The organism is Streptomyces sp. NBC_01450 (genome assembly GCF_036227505.1).
Classification (GTDB): domain Bacteria; phylum Actinomycetota; class Actinomycetes; order Streptomycetales; family Streptomycetaceae; genus Streptomyces.
This window is the reverse complement of sequence record NZ_CP109480.1, coordinates 7,977,606-7,995,009: the sequence shown is the minus strand read 5'-3', so window position 1 is coordinate 7,995,009 and position 17,404 is coordinate 7,977,606. Positions and strand designations below refer to the sequence as shown.

The 17,404-nt window shown below is 71.9% G+C and carries 15 protein-coding genes; 11 read left to right on the top strand and 4 right to left on the bottom strand.

The features are described from left to right. Positions 1-30: 30 nt before the first annotated feature. The gene (locus OG568_RS35495) at positions 31-825 is read right to left on the bottom strand and encodes a PspA/IM30 family protein (RefSeq protein WP_266414692.1); all 795 of its coding nucleotides are present in this window, start codon (positions 823-825) and stop codon (positions 31-33) included. Positions 826-1,071: 246 nt separating this feature from the next. On the opposite strand from OG568_RS35495, the gene OG568_RS35490 reads away from it, so the two are divergent. From OG568_RS35490 to OG568_RS35480, 3 genes are all read left to right on the top strand, one after another. Next, positions 1,072-1,698: a DUF3043 domain-containing protein gene (locus OG568_RS35490; RefSeq protein WP_266414689.1), complete on the top strand. Its 627-nt coding sequence runs from the start codon at positions 1,072-1,074 to the stop codon at positions 1,696-1,698. 83 nt (positions 1,699-1,781) lie between these two features. Continuing rightward, positions 1,782-2,483: a class I SAM-dependent methyltransferase gene (locus tag OG568_RS35485; protein WP_266582115.1), complete on the top strand. Its 702-nt coding sequence runs from the start codon at positions 1,782-1,784 to the stop codon at positions 2,481-2,483. A 132-nt stretch (positions 2,484-2,615) separates the two neighbouring features. After that, positions 2,616-3,695 (top strand): S1C family serine protease, encoded by a 1,080-nt coding sequence (locus OG568_RS35480; RefSeq protein ID WP_329534513.1) that lies wholly within the window; start codon positions 2,616-2,618, stop codon positions 3,693-3,695. Positions 3,696-3,775: 80 nt separating this feature from the next. On the opposite strand, the gene OG568_RS35475 is transcribed toward OG568_RS35480, so the two are convergent. Next, the gene (locus OG568_RS35475; protein ID WP_054231569.1) at positions 3,776-3,988 is read right to left on the bottom strand and encodes a hypothetical protein; all 213 of its coding nucleotides are present in this window, start codon (positions 3,986-3,988) and stop codon (positions 3,776-3,778) included. 200 nt (positions 3,989-4,188) lie between these two features. Here OG568_RS35475 and OG568_RS35470 point away from each other — a divergent pair, with 200 nt between their 5' ends. After that, positions 4,189-5,388 carry a bifunctional adenosylcobinamide kinase/adenosylcobinamide-phosphate guanylyltransferase gene (locus OG568_RS35470; protein ID WP_329534512.1) on the top strand — a complete coding sequence of 400 codons (1,200 nt, stop codon included), beginning with the start codon at positions 4,189-4,191 and terminating at the stop codon, positions 5,386-5,388. A 7-nt stretch (positions 5,389-5,395) separates the two neighbouring features. Here the strand turns inward: OG568_RS35470 and OG568_RS35465 are convergent, their stop codons facing one another. Further along, complete coding sequence (locus OG568_RS35465) at positions 5,396-6,460, bottom strand: class I SAM-dependent methyltransferase (RefSeq protein ID WP_329534511.1); 1,065 nt, start codon at positions 6,458-6,460, stop codon at positions 5,396-5,398. A 151-nt stretch (positions 6,461-6,611) separates the two neighbouring features. Here OG568_RS35465 and cobT point away from each other — a divergent pair, with 151 nt between their 5' ends. From cobT to OG568_RS35450, 3 genes are all read left to right on the top strand, one after another. Beyond that, positions 6,612-7,712, top strand: a complete 1,101-nt coding sequence (cobT, locus tag OG568_RS35460; RefSeq protein ID WP_329534510.1) for a nicotinate-nucleotide--dimethylbenzimidazole phosphoribosyltransferase — start codon at positions 6,612-6,614, stop codon at positions 7,710-7,712. 232 nt (positions 7,713-7,944) lie between these two features. Next, the gene (locus OG568_RS35455) at positions 7,945-9,741 is read left to right on the top strand and encodes a phosphatidylglycerol lysyltransferase domain-containing protein (protein WP_329534509.1); all 1,797 of its coding nucleotides are present in this window, start codon (positions 7,945-7,947) and stop codon (positions 9,739-9,741) included. Positions 9,742-9,829: 88 nt separating this feature from the next. After that, entirely contained in the window at positions 9,830-10,543 is a 714-nt protein-coding gene (locus OG568_RS35450) for a hypothetical protein (RefSeq protein ID WP_329534508.1), read from the top strand. Here the strand turns inward: OG568_RS35450 and OG568_RS35445 are convergent. Continuing rightward, positions 10,486-11,250 (bottom strand): hypothetical protein, encoded by a 765-nt coding sequence (locus tag OG568_RS35445; protein WP_329534507.1) that lies wholly within the window; start codon positions 11,248-11,250, stop codon positions 10,486-10,488. The genes OG568_RS35450 and OG568_RS35445 overlap by 58 nt on opposite strands. Before the next feature lie 85 nt (positions 11,251-11,335). Between OG568_RS35445 and OG568_RS35440 the strand changes: the two genes are divergently transcribed. The 4 genes from OG568_RS35440 to sucB all read left to right on the top strand — a co-directional run bounded on the left by OG568_RS35440 (position 11,336) and on the right by sucB (position 17,365). Then, the gene (locus tag OG568_RS35440) at positions 11,336-12,118 is read left to right on the top strand and encodes an adenosylcobinamide-GDP ribazoletransferase (RefSeq protein ID WP_329534506.1); all 783 of its coding nucleotides are present in this window, start codon (positions 11,336-11,338) and stop codon (positions 12,116-12,118) included. Positions 12,119-12,293: 175 nt separating this feature from the next. Continuing rightward, a complete protein-coding gene (locus OG568_RS35435) occupies positions 12,294-13,814 on the top strand; it encodes a leucyl aminopeptidase (RefSeq protein ID WP_329534505.1) in 1,521 nt (506 codons plus the stop codon). A gap of 258 nt (positions 13,815-14,072) precedes the next feature. Beyond that, positions 14,073-15,461: a dihydrolipoyl dehydrogenase gene (gene lpdA, locus OG568_RS35430; RefSeq protein ID WP_266414664.1), complete on the top strand. Its 1,389-nt coding sequence runs from the start codon at positions 14,073-14,075 to the stop codon at positions 15,459-15,461. Between the two features lie 92 nt (positions 15,462-15,553). Continuing rightward, positions 15,554-17,365, top strand: coding sequence for a 2-oxoglutarate dehydrogenase, E2 component, dihydrolipoamide succinyltransferase (gene sucB, locus OG568_RS35425; RefSeq protein WP_329534504.1), 1,812 nt, complete (start codon positions 15,554-15,556; stop codon positions 17,363-17,365). The last annotated feature ends 39 nt before the right edge of the window (positions 17,366-17,404 follow it).

Sequence of the window (17,404 nt, the reverse complement as noted above, 5' to 3'; positions counted from 1 at the left end):
GTCGCCCTCCTCAGGCGCCTTAGGTGTGGGTCACTGCTTGTCGAAGCGCGGAGTGTCCTGCGGCCGGGACTGCGACTGGGACTGTCCGCTACCGCCCTCGATCGCCTGCTGCGGCGAGGAGCCGCCGGCGAGCTCGGCTTTCATGCGCTGCAGTTCCAGCTCTACATCCGTACCACCTGAGAGCCGGTCCAGCTCGCTCTGGATGTCGTCCTTGGCCAGACCGGACTGGTCGTCGAGCGCACCGGAGGCGAGCAGCTCGTCGATCGCGCCGGCGCGGGCCTGCAGCTGCGCGGTCTTGTCCTCGGCACGCTGGATCGCCATGCCGACGTCGCCCATCTCCTCGGAGATGCCGGAGAAGGCCTCTCCGATGCGGGTCTGCGCCTGGGCCGCCGTGTAGGTCGCCTTGATGGTCTCCTTCTTGGTGCGGAAGGCGTCCACCTTGGCCTGGAGCCGCTGCGCCGCGAGGGTGAGCTTCTCCTCCTCGCCCTGGAGGGTCTGGTGCTGCGTCTCCAGGTCCGTCACCTGCTGCTGGAGCGCCGCCCGGCGGGAGAGCGCCTCGCGGGCCAGGTCCTCCCGGCCGAGCGCGAGCGCCTTGCGGCCCTGGTCCTCCAGCTTGGTGGACTGGTTCTGGAGCTGGTTCAGCTGCAGTTCGAGGCGCTTGCGGCTGGTCGCCACGTCCGCGACGCCGCGGCGCACCTTCTGCAGCAGCTCCAGCTGCTTCTGGTACGAGTAATCGAGGGTTTCGCGCGGGTCCTCGGCCCGGTCAAGGGCCTTGTTCGCCTTCGCGCGGAAGATCATCCCCATACGCTTCATGACACCGCTCATGGGCTTCGCGCGCCCCCTTCTGACGGACTCCAGCTCCAGGTACTGCAACAGAACCCACAGTACGGGCCCTGCATCCATTACCGCACTGTTCGGGGACGGATGCGCTCATCCCCAAGGACGACTGCGTACGGCACCGCTCCGGCGTAGGGAGTAGGTGGGACTCGGGGTCCACCCGTGCACAACGTCCCCTCTGTCCCACTACAGACGCGCGGTGTTGCCGGATCGTTCCCCACTCGAACGACGTCCATGCCGCCGCACCCCGTACCCTTGGGTTTTGTGTTCCGTAGCCGTGCCAAGGAAGAGAAGGCCCCCGCCGACAAGGCGCCGGTGACCGACTCCAAGCAGACCCGTGACCCGCAGGCCCCTAAGGGCCGCCCCACGCCCAAGCGCAGTGAGGCCCAGACCCAGCGTCGCAGCGTCGCCCAGACGCCGACGACGCGCAAGGACGCGGCCAAGCGCCAGCGCGACGAGCGTCGTGTCCAGATGGAGAAGCAGCGCCAGGCCCTGGCCAGCGGCGACCAGCGCTATCTGCCCGTCCGTGACAAGGGGCCGGTGCGGAAGTTCGCGCGCGACTTCGTGGACTCGCGCTTCTGCGTCGCGGAGTTCTTCCTGCCGATGGCCGTGGTCATCCTCGTACTGAGCATGGTGCGGGTGGGCCCGCTGCAGAACATCGCGCTGCTGCTGTGGCTCGTGGTGATCGTGATGATCGTGGTCGACTCGATCGTCATCGTGATCCAGCTGAGGAAGCAGCTGCCCGCCCGCTTCCCCGACGTGCCCACGAAGGGCGCGGTCAGGTACGCGCTGATGCGCACTCTCCAGATGCGTCGCCTCCGGCTGCCCAAGCCGCAGGTCAAGCGCGGAGAGCGGCCCTGAGCACGACATCGTTCTCCGGAGGTGCGGCGGATGCCTGGCTGAGCAAGCTGGGCGGGCTGCGTGATGTCGTACGACAGGAGCTGGTGGCCCGGCAGCTCGACGAGCAGATAGCCGGGCGCTTCCCGGTCGGGCAGCGGTTGCGGGTGCTCGACGTCGGAATGGGCCAGGGCACGCAGGCGCTGCGGCTGGCCCGGGCCGGGCATCAGGTGACCGGCCTGGAGCAGGACGCGAAGATGCTCGCGGTGGCCCGGGAGGCGCTGGCCGCCGAGCCCGAGGGCATCCGGAGCCGGGTGCGGCTCATCGAGGGCGACGGACGCGAGACGGGCGTGCACTTCCTGCCCGGCAGCTTCGACGTGGTGCTGTGCCACGGCGTACTCATGTACGTCGAGGAGCCGGACCCGCTGCTCGCGGGGCTGGCGCGGATGCTCGCCCCGGGCGGGCTGCTCTCGCTGCTGGTACGGAACGCCGACGCGCTGGCCGTGCGGCCCGGCCTGTCCGGGGACTGGCCGGCGACCCTGGCCGCGTTCGACACGGACGCCTACGTCAATCGGCTCGGCCTCGCCGTCCGCGCGGACCGGCTCGCCACGCTCACGTCCACTCTCGCGGGCATCGGGGCGCCGTTGCACGCCTGGTACGGCGTACGGGTCTTCACGGACACGGCGCCCGACGGGACCCCCGTCCCCGAGGACGTGGAGACTCTCCTGGCCGCGGAGGAGCGGGCCGGGCGGACGGACCCCTATCGCCAGGTCGCGGCCCTGCTGCATCTCTGCGGCGTACGCGGCTGACGCGGCTGACGTATCTCCGCGGCGTACGCGGCTGACCGGTTCCTGCGGCGGACGCGGCCGACCGCCGCCCGATCCCCCTGTTCGGCCCTGCACCACAAGCCGGAGCGGAGCCGCGAAAGGGACACTCGGGACATGGCTGCCACCCGTGTCCACGTGCCGCGCCCGTCGCTCCCCATAACCGCCCTCGGCTGCGCCGCCGTCCTGATCTGCGGCTGTTCCGGCTCCGGGGCGCCGGCCGAGAAGGGCGCCACGAAGGAGGGGACGACGCAGGCCGTCGCCCCGCTCGCGGCCGAGGATCTGCAGAACGCGTACCTGAAGGTGATCAAGAACGTCCTGCCCTCGGTGGTGCAGATCCAGGCGAGCGACGAACTGGGCTCGGGGGTGGTGTACGACGACCGGGGACACATCGTCACCAACGCGCACGTGGTCGGGAACGAGACGACGTTCAGGGTGACGACGGCCAACAGCCAGAACGTGCTGACGGCCAGGCTCGTGTACACCTACCCGGGCCAGGATCTCGCCGTCATCAAGCTGGACAAGGTGCCGAGCGGGCTGAAGGCGGCCACCATGGGGAACTCGGAGAAGGTCGAGGTCGGCCAGATCGTGCTGGCGATGGGCTCGCCCCTCGGGCTGTCGTCCAGCGTGACCCAGGGCATCGTGTCGGCGACCGGGCGCACCGTCAGCGAGGGCAGCGCCGACGGCGGGACGGGGGCCACCATCGCCAACATGGTGCAGACGTCGGCCGCGATCAACCCGGGCAACAGCGGCGGCGCGCTCGTCGGCCTGAACGGTCAGGTCATCGGCATTCCCACGCTGGCCGCGACGGACCCGAGCCTCGGGGGCGGCACGGCGCCCGGTATCGGATTCGCGATCCCCGCCTCGATGGTGCGGACGATCGCCGACCAGATCATCAGAACCGGCAAGGTCACCGACTCGGGACGGGCCGCGCTCGGCATCACCGGCCGTACGGTGCTCGACGCGACCTACGCTCCCGCGGGTGTCGCCGTGGTCGAGGTGCAGCCCGGCGGCGCGGCCGACACGGCGGGCATCCGGCCCGGCGACATCATCACCCGGATCGGCACGAACGACATCACCACCCTCACCTCGCTCGCCGAGGCGCTCGCGGCCGACAAGCCCGGCCGGCGGACCCGGGTGACGTTCCTGCGGGGCGGGACCGAGCGGACGGTCGGCGTGCGGCTGGGCGAGCAGTAGGCACGGGGTGAAGGCGGCGGCGAGGGGTTGACGCATGGCGAACGGGGTTGCCGGGAGCAGTCCCGGCAACCCCGGCCGGCCTACTCCGGTTCGGCGTGCAGGCTCATCGGCCCGTAGATCTTCGTGCTGTCCTCGAAGAGGAACACCTGGTCCGCGCCGCCCTCCAGGAGGTCCTTCCAGACCTCGCCGATCCAGGACTCCGCATCCCCCTGCGTGGTGAACTCCTCGGGCTGCACCGCGGGTTGGACCTCTGTCCCGTCGGACTTCTCGAACCGCCACGTCCATGCCGCCATGTACGCCTCCCAGGTATGAGCACACTGCACAGCGGAAACCGCACAAGATCCGGCTCCCGTCCGAAGCCTAGGCGCTGAGCCGGGCGCGGAACAGAAGATCGCGAGTCGCGGCACGGGGCGCGGGTCGTGAACGGCCCCACGCCCCTCCAGGTGCTGTACCCGAACGCGCGCCGCCCACGACGACACGGGAAAATCAGGGCGTGGAACTCACTCTGCTCGGCACCGGCGCCCCCGAGGGCCTGCCCCGTCCCGACTGTCCCTGTGCGGCCTGTGCGAGTGCGCTCGGCGAGGACGCGCGGGCGGCCACCGCGCTGCTCGTGGACGGCACGCTGCTGCTCGACCTCACGCCCGGCGCCGCGTTCGCCGCGGCCCGCGCCGGGCACTCGCTGGGCGGCGTACGGCAGGTACTGCTGTCGCATCCGCACGACGGGCCCGCGGTCGAGGTACCGGCGGGGCTGCCGCAGCCCGTACGCGTTCCGGACGGCGGCGAACTGGCGCTGCTGACCGGGCACCGGGTGCGGGCGGTGCCGATGGACTCGCCCGGCACCGGATACGCCGTCACCGGGCCGGACGGACAACGGCTGCTGTATCTGCCGCCGGGCGCGGCGCCCGCGGGACTGGAGGAGAACGGCGACTCGTACGCCATGGTGGTCGCCGATGTGGTGGGGCGGCCGGACGCCCTGGCGAAGCTGCGCGCGGTCGGGGCCGTCGGGCCGACGACGGACGTGATCGCGGTCCACCTCGACCACGACGTGCCGCCGGGCCCCGAACTGCGGCGGCGGCTCGCGGCGGCGGGTGCGCGGGCGGTCCCGGACGGGACGACGCTGGACGTGGGCGTCTACGAGGACGCACCCGACGTACCGCGCCGCACCCTCGTGCTCGGTGGGGCGCGCTCGGGCAAGTCCGTGGAGGCGGAACGGCGTCTGGAGTCCTTCCCCGAGGTGCTGTACGTCGCGACGGGCGGATCCCGCAGCGGCGACAACGAGTGGGCGTCGCGCGTGCACGCCCACCGTGAGCGGCGGCCCGGCTCCTGGCGCACGGTGGAGACCTGCGACCTGGTGCCGCTCCTGGAGGACTCCGGCCCTCCCCTCCTCATCGACTGCCTCTCCCTCTGGCTCACGGACGCGATGGACTCCGTGAACGCCTGGGACGACGCGGAGTGGGGCGGCGGCGGTGAACGCGCGCTGCGCGGGCGCGTCGAGGAACTCACCTCCGCCGTCCGCTACACCCGCCGCACCCTCGTCGCCGTCTCCAATGAGGTCGGCTCCGGCATCGTCCCCGCCACCGCCTCCGGACGCCGCTACCGCGACGAACTCGGCCGCCTGAACGCGGGGTTCGCGGCGGAGTGCGAGCACGTGCTGCTGGTGGTGGCGGGGCAGGCACTGGTGTTGCGGGGCTGACCGGGGCTCACGGTTGCCTGCGGGCGATGATCCGGTACGCGTTCGAGAAGCGGGTGCGGCGGAAGACCGGGGCCATCGCGTGGTCCAGGGCGGAGGCCGAGGCGAGCAGCGGAACGCTGGCCCGGGCCAGGACCGTGTGCAGGGTGCGCTGGAGCGGCGTCGGCGGGGTGGGGCGCCAGGGGGCGTCGAGGTCGGGCAGGACGCGGCCGAGGGCCAGCGCGAGGGCGCCCGCGAGGTCGTACGGGATGTGCGGTTCGCGGCGGTCCGTCGCGACGATCTCGCAGCCGAGGGACTCGAGTTCGCCCAACAGGTTGGGCAGCGGCATCAGGTGCAGATGGCGCGGCTGGCCGTACGACACCCACCATCTGCCCAGCAGCGCGCCGAACGCGCAGTCGGGGTCCGGGACTTCGACGAGGAGGTGACCGCCCGGCCGCAGGACCGTCAGCGCGGCGCGCAGCTCTTCGCGCGGGTCGCGGGTGTGCTCCAGATGGTGGAACATGCTCACGACGTCGTAGCGGGCGCGCAGCCGCCCGGTGATCCGAGAATCGGTGAGCCGGCCGCGGTGGGCCTCCTCGATGTGCCCGGCCGCCCGCGCCTTCTCGACCCGCCGGGTGGGGTCGAGGCCGTCGAAGGACGTGTACGGGTGGACCTCCCGGGCGACGGCCGGGAAGTGCCCGTGCCCGGTGCCGACGTCGAGCCAGCTCTCCGGCTCGGCGTGCGGGAGCAGCGCGCGGGCTGCGGCGCGGTGGCGTCCTCTGCTGCCGCGGGCGCCGAGGAGCCGGTCGGTGAGGCCGTCGAGTCCCTCGTGGAAGTCCCGGTGGTAGAAGGCCAGTCCCTCCGCGCTGAGCCGCGGGTTCTGGAAGGCGTGGGAGCAGTCCGCGCACTCGTCGACGACGAACGTGCCGGGCTTGCGCTGCACCTGGTCCGGCGTCCGCAGCCGGGTGCGCAACCGCTTCGAGCCGCACCAGGGACAGTCCTCCCGGCGCGGCTCGTGGAACCGGTCGGTGCCTCGGGCGAGTTCGGCCGCGTAGGCGGCGCGGCGCTCGGCGCTCGGGGGTGGCGTGGGGGGCATGGGCGCTCCTGGGGACGGCAGGGTGGGGGGACGGTGGGGTGCGCGAGCGAGCCGTACGACAATCCGACACAAACGGTACGTAGCGGATCGTGATCCGGGGCGCAACGACGTGGCGCGGACGTGTTCGATCGGTGCCGGTACTGTTCGGCGAATGAGCTCGCTTAATCTCGACGACTTCACCGATCTGATCGAGCGCCCCGACGGAGGCGTGCGCCGGGAGGCCGAGGCGCGCCGGGAGCGCCAGATCGTGCCGCCCGGGGCACTGGGCCGCCTCGACGACCTGGGTGAGTGGCTGGCGGCGGCGCAGTCCGCGGTGCCGGTGCGGCCGATCGAGCACCCGCGTGTGGTGCTGTTCGCGGGCGACCACGGGGTCGCCGAACTCGGCGTGTCGGCGCGGCCCGCGGGTACCGCCGACCAGTTGGTGCGGGCCGTCCTGGAGGGCGCGAGCCCCGCGGCGGTACTGGCCCGCGGGCTCGGCGTGCCGGTACGGGTCGTCGACATGGCGCTGGACTGCGATCCGGCGCAGCTTCCCGCGGACGTCGTACGGCATCGGGTGCGGCGCGGTTCGGGGCGCATCGACGTCGAGGACGCGCTGACCTCGGAGGAGGTGGAGGCCGCGTTCCGCGCGGGGGTCGCCGTCGCGGACGAGGAGGCGGACTCCGGTACGGATCTGGTGGTGCTCGGCGATGTGAGCGTCGGCGGGACCACCGCGGCGGCCGTGCTGGTCGCGGCGCTGTGCGGGACCGACGCGTCCGTGGTCACCGGGCGGGGCGGGCGGCCCATCGACGACCTCGCGTGGATGCGCAAGTGCGCGGCCGTGCGGGACGCCTTGCGGCGGGCCCGGCCGGTGCTCGGGGATCAGCTGCAGCTGCTCGCGGTGGTGGGCGGCGCCGACCTCGCGGCGATGACCGGGTTCCTCCTGCAGAGCGCGGTGCGGAAGATGCCGGTGATCCTCGACGGGGTCGTCTCGGCCGCGTGTGCCCTCGTGGCGCAGCGGGTCGCCTTCCGGGCGCCGGACTGGTGGCTGGCCGGCCAGAACAGCGGCGAGCCGGCCCAGGCGAAGGCCCTGGACCGGATGGCCCTCGAACCCCTCCTCGACCACGGCGTCACCGTCGGCGAGGGCGCGGGAGCCCTCCTCGCCCTCCCTCTCGTCCAGGCCGCCGCCGCCCTCTCCGCCGAACTCCCGGAAACCCCGACCCCCGACCCCGAGGCCGCCCCCGAGGCCGAGGCCTCCGGCGAGGACGAGAAGTAACCCCCGCGGGCCGGGGTGGGCGGGGTACGCCCACCCCGGCCTCGCCCACAAACGCCGCCCGCCCCAAGGCTCTTGAGGGCGCGGGGAACCGCGCGATCAGGTCCCTTCCGGCCGCACCCGCGAGATCACCCCCGGCCGCCGAGGAAACCCACTCGACAACACAACCCCGGCCCGCATCACCCGCACCGCCCCTCCCCCGCCCGACGCGGCCCGCCCCATATCATCGCCCTTTATGGGAGATGCCCGAATTGCCGCTGATCAGGAGCGGGTCCCGGCCCGTCAGGGTGAAGGGGACCGCCTGTCCACGGGAGCGTCGCGCAGAGCCGCCGCCTTCGCGGTCTGGTACTTGCGGGCCGTCGCGTTCATCAACTTCCTGAGCGCCGTGTGGGTGTCGCTCGGGCAGGACGTACGGCGACACAACACCGAGAACTTCTTCACCCCGTACCTGCTGACGGCAGGATTCGCGTCGGGTGTCTTCACCATGTTCCTGGCCATCACGATGCGTCGCCGCAAACGGGCCGCGTGGATCCTCAACTTCGTGCTCAGCGGACTGTTCCTGATGCTGTTCGCCGTCGCGATGACGTTCCCGGAGATCCGCCAGTACGCCCAGAACTGGGTCTCGCTCGCCCTGACCGCCGCCTTCGTCATCACGCTGGTCGTCGGCCGCCGGGAGTTCTACGCGAAGGGCGACCGCTCGAACCCCAGGCTCGCCGCGGCCGTCGCCGTCGGTGGTCTGCTCGTCGCCTCCCTGCTCGCCGTGCTGCTGGTGACGGTCACCAACAGCGCACGGGACGCCTACCGTTCGACCTTCTGGGAACGCTGGCGCTACGGCGCCCTGCGCCTGGTGTCGGTCGCCGCCGACGACTCCCGCTTCCACGGCCTGGAGATCGCCAACTGGGTCAACGTCACCATCAACGTGCTCAGCACCCTGCTGGTCCTCGCCGTGTTCTACGCCGCCTTCCGCTCGCGCCGCGCCGTCGACCCGCTCACCGAGGACGACGAGAAACGGCTGCGCGCCCTGCTCGACCGGCACGGCGACCGCGACTCGCTGGGCTACTTCGCGCTGCGCAGGGAGAAGAGCGTGGTCTGGTCGCCGACCGGCAAGGCCGCGGTCGCGTACCGCGTCGTCGGCGGGGTGTCACTGGCCTCCGGCGACCCGATCGGCGACCCGGAGGCGTGGCCCGGCGCCATCGAGCCCTGGCTCGCCGAGGCCCGCGCGCACGGCTGGATCCCGGCGGTCATGGGCGCGAGCGAGGAGGCGGGGACCGTCTACTCGCGGCACGGTCTCGACGCCCTCGAACTCGGTGACGAGGCGATCGTCGAAACCGCCGAGTTCACCCTCGATGGACGCGCCATGCGCACGGTCCGCCAGGCCTACAACCGGGTGAAGCGGGCCGGGTACGAGGTGCGCATCCGCCGGCACGAGGACATCCCGGCCGACGAGATGACGTATCTCCTGCGGCGCGCCGACGACTGGCGCGACGGGGCCACCGAGCGCGGGTTCAGCATGGCGCTCGGGCGGCTCGGCGACCCGGACGACGGGCAGTGCGTGATGCTGGAGTGCACGGACGGGCAGGGCGAGTTGAGGGCGCTGCTGTCGTTCGTGCCGTGGGGGCCGCAGGGGCTCTCCCTCGACCTCATGCGGCGTGACCGTGACTCCGAGAACGGGCTGATGGAGTTCATGGTGATCGAGCTCCTGCGCCGCGCCCAGGAAATCGGGATCACCCAGGTCTCGCTCAACTTCGCCATGTTCCGTTCCGTCTTCGAACGTGGCGGACGCCTCGGCGCCGGGCCGGTGCTGCGGCTGTGGCGTTCCCTGCTCAGCTTCTTCTCGCGTTGGTGGCAGATCGAGTCGCTGTACCGGGCCAACGCCAAGTACCGGCCGATCTGGGAACCCCGGTTCCTGATCTTCGAGAAGAGCGCGGACCTGCTGCGCATCGGCGTCGCGGCCGCGCGCGCCGAGGGGTTCCTCGAGGCACCCGGACTGCCGAAGTGGCTGCACCGCAGGCACCTGGACTCGCACAGATGAGGACGGCCGGACAGTCGGGGAGAGTCCGGCGGACGGGGACGGGGACGGGGACGGGGACCGGGACGGCAGGACAGATGGGGACCGCTGCATGAACACCCTCGCCCGCCTCGCCCGCGCCGAATGGGGACTGATCTACGTCACCGTGCGCGAGGCACTCGCCAGGAAGCGTTGGCGGGCGATTCCGGTGACGCTCACGGCCGTCTGTCTGACGGCCGTCCTCCAGTTCGTCCAGAACCAGCCCTGGGGCTTCCGGTTCGTCCAGGACATCGGTTCCGTACGGGCCGAGGAGCCGCTGTGGCTCGACCTGCTGCGCACACCGCTCTCCCTGTTCGTGCCGGCCCTCGACCTGCCGGTGTGGGGCGCGCTGCTGCAGCTCCTCGTCGTGTTCGGGATCGCCGAGATCTGTCTGGGCTGGTGGCGGATGCTCGTCATCGCGTACGTCACCACGCTGGCCGGCACGCTCTACGCGCGCGTGGCGATCTCACTGGGCCCGGACACTGTGCTGGGGCTGCCCGTGACGGACGCGCAGGTCGTGGACACCGGTCCCTCGGCGGCCGTGGTCGGCCTCGCCGTCTTCGTCGCCTGGCGCTATCACGCGTACTGGACGGCGTGGGGGGTGATCGCGGCGATGGTGATCGAGGTGGCGTTCAAGGGGAACCTCGCGGGCAAGGAGCACATCGCCGCGCTCGTCGCGGTCCTCGTGCTCTACGGGATCTCGATCCTGCGTCACCGCCGCCGCCACCGTCATCGGCGGCCGGGCAGCGGCCGGACGGGATCCGGTTTCCCGCCGATCCAGTCCTGAAGCCTGCGGCGCGGGCCCAACCAGCGCCGGTCGTGGTGGTAGGCGCGCAGGACCGACCTGGCCCGGGCGCGCGGCCTGCGGCGGTAGAAGCGCCTGGCCCACGGCGAGACCGGGCGGGCCAGCCGGACGGCGCCGATGAGGGCGACGAACGGGACGATCACGCCGAAGATCGCCATGCGGGCCTTGCCCTTGCTCAGGGCGAGCAGGGCGAAGAGGAAGTTCACGGCGACGCTCAGGATGACCCCGCCGCGGTCCTGGAGTTCCTCCTGGGTCATGTCGTTGACCCCGAACGGCAGGAAACCGCCGAGCACCAGGCCGACGAGGGCCGCCGTGACCAGGACGACCTCGACGCTCTTGCGGCCCTCCTCGCTCCAGTACACGTCGTCGAGGTGCAGGATCAGCGCGAACTCGTCGAGCACCAGCCCGGCGCCCATCCCGAACACCACCGCGAACAGGGCGGCGCCGAAGCCGCCGTGCCGGGAGCTGGCCACCGCGCCGAAGCCGCCGATCACGGTCAGGACGACACCGGGCACGACGTGGTGGATGTGCAGACCGCCCGCCTTGACGTTGCCGAACGGGCCCTTGCCGGCGCGGATGAGGCGGACGATGACACGGGTGATCACAAAGGTCAGCACGAAGGAGGCCAGTGCCAGCAGAAGTGGCAGCTTTCCCGGTTCGATGATGTTTCTGTGCAACCAATGACCCATATTGCGCACTTTATCCGCGGCTCTCGTGCCCGGCCGCCACACCCGCGCCCGGTCGGCCCGCCACCTCCCCGGGTAGCCTGCGCCGGTGTTCAGGACCCTTCTCCCCCACGGCCTCCGCTTCGCCTTCGGCACCCTGACCGTGCTCCCCGTCACGGTCACCCGCTGGGACCGTGAGGCGGCGCGCGGCGGAATGCTGTGCGCCCCCGTCGCCGGGCTGGTCGTCGGGGCGGGCGCGGCCCTGGTGGGCGTGACGCTGCTCGCGATGGGCGCGGGCCCGCTGCTGGCCGCCGTCGCCACCGCCGCCGTACCGGCCGCGCTCACCCGCGGTCTGCATCTCGACGGGCTCGCCGACACCGCGGACGGCCTCGGCAGCGGCAAGCCCGCCGAGGACGCACTGCGGATCATGAAGCAGTCCGACATCGGCCCGTTCGGCGTGATCACCCTGCTCTTCGTGCTGATGGCGCAGGTCGCCGCACTCTTCCAGGCCTACGAGGACTCGTGGGGCCGGGGTGTGCTCGCGGCCGTCGTCTCGGCGACCGCGGCCCGTCTCGCGCTCACCCTGGCCGCGCGTACCGGGGTGCCCCCGGCCCGCCCCGAGGGCCTGGGCGCCGCGGTCGCGGGCACGGTGCCCGTGCGCGCGGCGCTGCTGGTGACCCTCGCCGTCGTCGGCGCGGCGGCGGGCGCCGGCGCACTCCTCGGCTCGTACGACCTCGTACGCGCCCCGCTGGCCGTTCTCGCCGGCTGCGCGAGCGCCGAACTGCTTCTGCGTCACTGCACACGCCGCTTCGGCGGCATCACCGGCGACGTCTTCGGCGGCCTCGCGGAGATGGCAGCGACCACCGCCCTCGTGGTGCTTTCCCTCGGCTGAACTTCCAGCGAGCGTAGGAATGAGCGAAACCCGGCGGCGCGCGTAGGCTCGTCACGAATATGTGGCACCCAGGTAAAGACACTCCCTGAGGCCGGATCTAGGGTCATTCGTCAGGGCCCGGTCGACCCATCCCTATTCGGCCGCAGCAAAACAATGGAAGCGAGATCTCACCACAGTGACTGCTCTGACTCTCAGCACCGCCGCGGCGTCCGGCCTGCGGGCCGACGCGATCGTCGTCGGTGTAGCGAAGGGCGCCAAGGGCCCGGTCGTCGCACCGGGTGCCGAGGCCGTGGACAAGGCGTACGACGGCGCACTCGCCGGAATCCTGGAGACCCTCGGCGCATCCGGCGGCGAGGGTGAGGTGACGAAGCTGCCCGCACCGACCGGCTTCAAGGCGCCCGTCGTCGTGGCCGTCGGACTGGGAGCCGTCCCGGAGAACGACGACACGTTCAGTGCCGAGGCGCTGCGCCGCGCGGCCGGTGCCGCGGCCCGCGCGCTCGCCGGTGCCAAGAAGGCCGTCTTCGCCCTGCCGATCACCGACGCCGCCGACGCGGGCGTCCTGGCGGAGGGCGCGGCGCTCGGCGCGTACGCCTTCGACGCCTACAAGGAGAACGGCAAGGACGCGAAGAACGGCAAGACTCCGCTCGCCGAGGTCACGCTGCTCGGCGGCAAGCCCCGGGACGCGGCGTACAAGGCGGCCCTCGCGCGCGCCACCGCCGTGACCGAGGAGCTCAACCGCGCCCGCGACCTCATCAACACCCCGCCGAACGACCTCTACCCCGAGGCCTTCGCCGCCGTCGCCACCGCCGCCGGCAAGGAGCACGGCATCAAGGTGCAGGTGCTCGACGAGAAGGCCCTGCAGAAGGGTGGCTACGGCGGCATCCTCGGCGTCGGCGCGGGCTCGGCCGCCGCTCCCCGCCTGGTGAAACTGTCGTACACCTCCCCGAAGGCGACCAAGCACCTCGCGTTCGTCGGCAAGGGCATCACCTACGACTCGGGCGGCATCTCCCTCAAGCCCGCCGGGCACAACGAGACGATGAAGTGCGACATGAGCGGCGCGGCGGCGGTCTTCGCCGCCGTGGTCTCCGCGGCGCGTCTCGGCCTCGAGGTCAACGTCACCGGCTGGCTGGCGCTCGCCGAGAACATGCCCTCCGGTTCCGCCACCCGCCCCGGTGACGTGCTGCGCATGTACAGCGGCAAGACCGTCGAGGTCCTCAACACCGACGCCGAGGGCCGTCTCGTGCTCGCCGACGCGCTGTGGAAGGCGTCGGAGGAGAAGCCGGACGCCATCATCGACGTGGCGACGCTGACCGGCGCGATGGTGCTCGCGCTCGGCAACCGCACCTTCGGTGTGATGGCCAACGACGACGCGTTCCGTACGGCGATCGTCGAGGCCGCCGAGGAGGTCGGCGAGGAGTCCTGGCCGATGCCGCTGCCGGAGCACCTGCGCAAGGGGATGGACTCCCCGACCGCCGACATCGCCAACATGGGTGAGCGGATGGGCGGTGGTCTGGTCGCCGGTCTGTTCCTCAAGGAGTTCGTGGGCGAGGGCATCACGTGGGCCCACCTGGACATCGCCGGGCCCGCGTTCAACGAGTCCGGCCCGTTCGGCTACACGCCGAAGGGTGGTACGGGGTCCGCGGTGCGGACGCTGGTGCGGCTCGCCGAGCTGACCGCCTCGGGCGATCTCGGCTGAGCGAGTTCCGCGGTCGCGGGTGATTCGCGGCCGACGCGCGGTACCCCCGGGCCCTGACAAGGGCGCGGGGGTACCGCCGTATTCGGACAGTGCGACGTCTCACACACGGGCCCGGCGTCTCGAACGCTCCCGACAAGTGCGAAGATGGGTTCTCGGCAGGACAGGGCCCCCACCACAGGGCCGAAGAAGAGCGGCCGGACACCAGCCGCCGACCGGTCACTGGAGACCGGCGTGGCGCACATGCATGGAGGACGTGACGTGGCGAACGACGCCAGCACCGTTTTCGACCTAGTGATCCTCGGCGGTGGCAGTGGCGGTTACGCCGCGGCGCTCCGCGGGGCGCAGCTGGGTCTGGACGTCGCCCTGATCGAGAAGGACAAGGTCGGCGGTACCTGCCTGCACCGGGGATGCATCCCCACCAAGGCCCTGCTGCACGCGGGCGAGATCGCCGACCAGGCCCGCGAGAGCGAGCAGTTCGGCGTCAAGGCCACCTTCGAGGGCATCGACGTCCCGGCCGTCCACAAGTACAAGGACGGGGTCATCTCGGGCCTGTACAAGGGTCTGCAGGGTCTCATCGCGTCCCGCAAGGTGACGTACATCGAGGGCACGGGCCGCCTGTCGTCCCCGACCTCGGTCGACGTGAACGGCCAGCGCATCACGGGCCGCCACGTGCTGCTGGCGACCGGCTCCGTGCCGAAGTCGCTGCCGGGCCTGGAGATCGACGGCGACCGGATCATCTCCTCCGACCACGCGCTGGTCCTGGACCGCGTCCCGCAGTCCGCGATCGTGCTCGGCGGCGGCGTCATCGGCGTCGAGTTCGCCTCCGCGTGGAAGTCCTTCGGCACCGACGTGACGGTGATCGAGGGCCTCAAGCACCTCGTCCCGGTCGAGGACGAGAACTCCTCCAAGCTTCTTGAGCGCGCGTTCCGCAAGCGCGGCATCAAGTTCAACCTGGGCACCTTCTTCTCGAAGGCCGAGTACACCCAGACCGGTGTCAAGGTCACCCTCGCCGACGGCAAGGAGTTCGAGGCCGAGGTGCTGCTCGTCGCCGTCGGCCGCGGCCCGGTCTCGGCCGGTCTCGGCTACGAGGAGCAGGGCGTCGCGATGGACCGCGGCTATGTCCTGGTCGACGAGTACATGCGGACGAACGTCCCGACCATCTCCGCCGTCGGTGACCTGGTCCCGACGCTCCAGCTCGCGCACGTCGGCTTCGCCGAGGGCATTCTGGTGGCGGAGCGTCTGGCGGGGCTCAAGTCCGTTCCGATCGACTACGACGGAGTTCCCCGGGTGACGTACTGCCACCCCGAGGTCGCCTCCGTGGGCATCACCGAGGCCAAGGCCAAGGAGATCTACGGTGCGGACAAGGTCGTCGCCCTGAAGTACAACCTGGCGGGCAACGGCAAGAGCAAGATCCTCAACACCGCCGGCGAGATCAAGCTCGTCCAGGTGAAGGACGGTGCCGTGGTCGGCGTCCACATGGTCGGCGACCGCATGGGCGAGCAGGTCGGCGAAGCCCAGCTGATCTACAACTGGGAGGCGCTGCCCGCCGAGGTCGCCCAGCTCATCCACGCCCACCCGACGCAGAGCGAGGCGCTCGGCGAGGCCCACCTGGCCCTCGCGGGCAAGCCGCTGCATTCGCACGACTGATCCAGTCCCCGGCTGATTTCAGTCACCGCGTCGCCCCTGGGCGCGACGACGACCACAGACTTCCGCACCATTCGTAAGGAGCAACAGAAACCATGCCGGTTTCCGTAACCCTTCCGGCGCTCGGTGAGAGCGTCACCGAGGGCACTGTCACTCGCTGGCTGAAGGCCGAGGGCGAGCGCGTCGAGGCCGACGAGCCGCTGCTCGAGGTGTCGACCGACAAGGTCGACACCGAGATCCCCTCCCCCGCCGCCGGTGTGCTCGCGTCCATCAAGGTCGCCGAGGACGAGACGGTCGAGGTCGGCGCCGAGCTGGCCGTCATCGACGACGGCACGGGCGCGCCCGCCGCCGCCCCCGCTCCGGCCGCCGAGCCCGTGGCCGCCCCGGCTCCGGCTCCGGCCCCGGTCGCCGAGGCCCCCGCGGCTCCGGTCGCTCCGGCCCCCGCCGCCACCCCCGCCGCCGCCCCCGCCGCTCCGGCCGGTGGCGCCTCCGGCACCGACGTCGTGCTGCCCGCGCTGGGCGAGTCGGTCACCGAGGGCACCGTCACCCGCTGGCTCAAGGAGGTCGGCGAGGAGGTCGCGGAGGACGAGCCGCTGCTCGAGGTCTCCACGGACAAGGTCGACACCGAGATCCCCGCGCCGGTCGCCGGCGTGCTGCTGGAGATCGTGGTCGCCGAGGACGAGACCGCCGAGGTCGGCGCGAAGCTCGCCGTCATCGGTGCCCCGGGCGCGGCTCCGGCCGCCGCTCCGGCTCCCGCGGCTCCGGCCCCCGTCGCTGCCGCCCCGGCCCCGGCCGCCCCCGCTGCTCCGGCGCCCGCCCCGGCTCCGGCCGCCCCGGTCGCCCCCGTCGCTCCCCCGGCTCCGGTCCAGGCCGCCGCCCCGGTCGCGCCCGCCGCGCCGGCTCCGGCCCCCGCGCCGGTCGCCGCGCCCGCCCCCGTCACCCCGGCTCCGGCGCCCGCCGCCGCCGCTGTTGACGACGGCGCGTACGTGACCCCGCTGGTGCGCAAGCTCGCCGCCGAGAACGGCGTCGACCTGGCCGCCGTCAAGGGCACCGGCGTCGGCGGTCGTATCCGCAAGCAGGACGTCATCGCCGCCGCCGAGGCCGCGAAGGCCGCCGCCGCTGCCCCGGCTCCGGCCGCTGCCGCCGCCCCGGTGGCCAAGAAGGCCCCGACCCTGGAGGTCTCCCCGCTCCGCGGTCAGACCGTCAAGATGACCCGCATCCGCAAGGTCATCGGCGACAACATGGTGAAGGCCCTGCACGAGCAGGCCCAGCTGTCCTCGGTCGTCGAGGTCGACATCACCCGCCTGATGAAGCTCCGCGCGCAGGCGAAGGACTCCTTCGCGGCCCGCGAGGGCGTCAAGCTCTCCCCGATGCCGTTCTTCGTGAAGGCGGCGGCCCAGGCGCTGAAGGCCCACCCGGCCGTCAACGCCCGGATCAACGTGGACGAGGGCACGATCACCTACTTCGACACCGAGAACATCGGTATCGCGGTGGACTCGGAGAAGGGCCTGATGACCCCGGTCATCAAGCACGCGGGCGACCTGAACATCGCCGGTATCGCCAAGGCCACCGCCGACCTGGCGGGCAAGGTCCGGGCGAACAAGATCACTCCGGACGAGCTGTCCGGCGCGACCTTCACCATCTCCAACACCGGCTCGCGCGGCGCGCTCTTCGACACGATCATCGTGCCGCCGAACCAGGTCGCGATCCTCGGCATCGGTGCCACGGTCAAGCGTCCGGCCGTCATCGAGACGGAGGAGGGTACGGTCATCGGCGTCCGCGACATGACGTACCTGACGCTCTCCTACGACCACCGTCTGGTGGACGGCGCCGACGCGGCCCGTTACCTGACCGCGGTCAAGGCGATCCTGGAGGCGGGCGAGTTCGAGGTCGAGCTCGGCCTGTAACAACCCCCGCTCGCGCGAAGCCCCCGTCCGGAACCTTCC

Excerpts from the sequence above, each read along its gene's own strand:
- OG568_RS35495 (WP_266414692.1), bottom strand. The coding sequence starts at position 825 with ATGAGCGGTGTCATGAAGCGTATGGGGATGATCTTCCGCGCGAAGGCG.
- OG568_RS35490 (WP_266414689.1), top strand. The coding sequence starts at position 1,072 with ATGCCGCCGCACCCCGTACCCTTGGGTTTTGTGTTCCGTAGCCGTGCC.
- OG568_RS35480 (WP_329534513.1), top strand. The coding sequence starts at position 2,616 with ATGGCTGCCACCCGTGTCCACGTGCCGCGCCCGTCGCTCCCCATAACC.
- OG568_RS35475 (WP_054231569.1), bottom strand. The coding sequence starts at position 3,988 with ATGGCGGCATGGACGTGGCGGTTCGAGAAGTCCGACGGGACAGAGGTC.
- OG568_RS35465 (WP_329534511.1), bottom strand. The coding sequence starts at position 6,460 with ATGCCCCCCACGCCACCCCCGAGCGCCGAGCGCCGCGCCGCCTACGCG.
- cobT (WP_329534510.1), top strand. The coding sequence starts at position 6,612 with ATGAGCTCGCTTAATCTCGACGACTTCACCGATCTGATCGAGCGCCCC.
- OG568_RS35455 (WP_329534509.1), top strand. The coding sequence starts at position 7,945 with ATGGGAGATGCCCGAATTGCCGCTGATCAGGAGCGGGTCCCGGCCCGT.
- OG568_RS35450 (WP_329534508.1), top strand. The coding sequence starts at position 9,830 with ATGAACACCCTCGCCCGCCTCGCCCGCGCCGAATGGGGACTGATCTAC.
- OG568_RS35445 (WP_329534507.1), bottom strand. The coding sequence starts at position 11,250 with ATGGGTCATTGGTTGCACAGAAACATCATCGAACCGGGAAAGCTGCCA.
- sucB (WP_329534504.1), top strand. The coding sequence starts at position 15,554 with ATGCCGGTTTCCGTAACCCTTCCGGCGCTCGGTGAGAGCGTCACCGAG.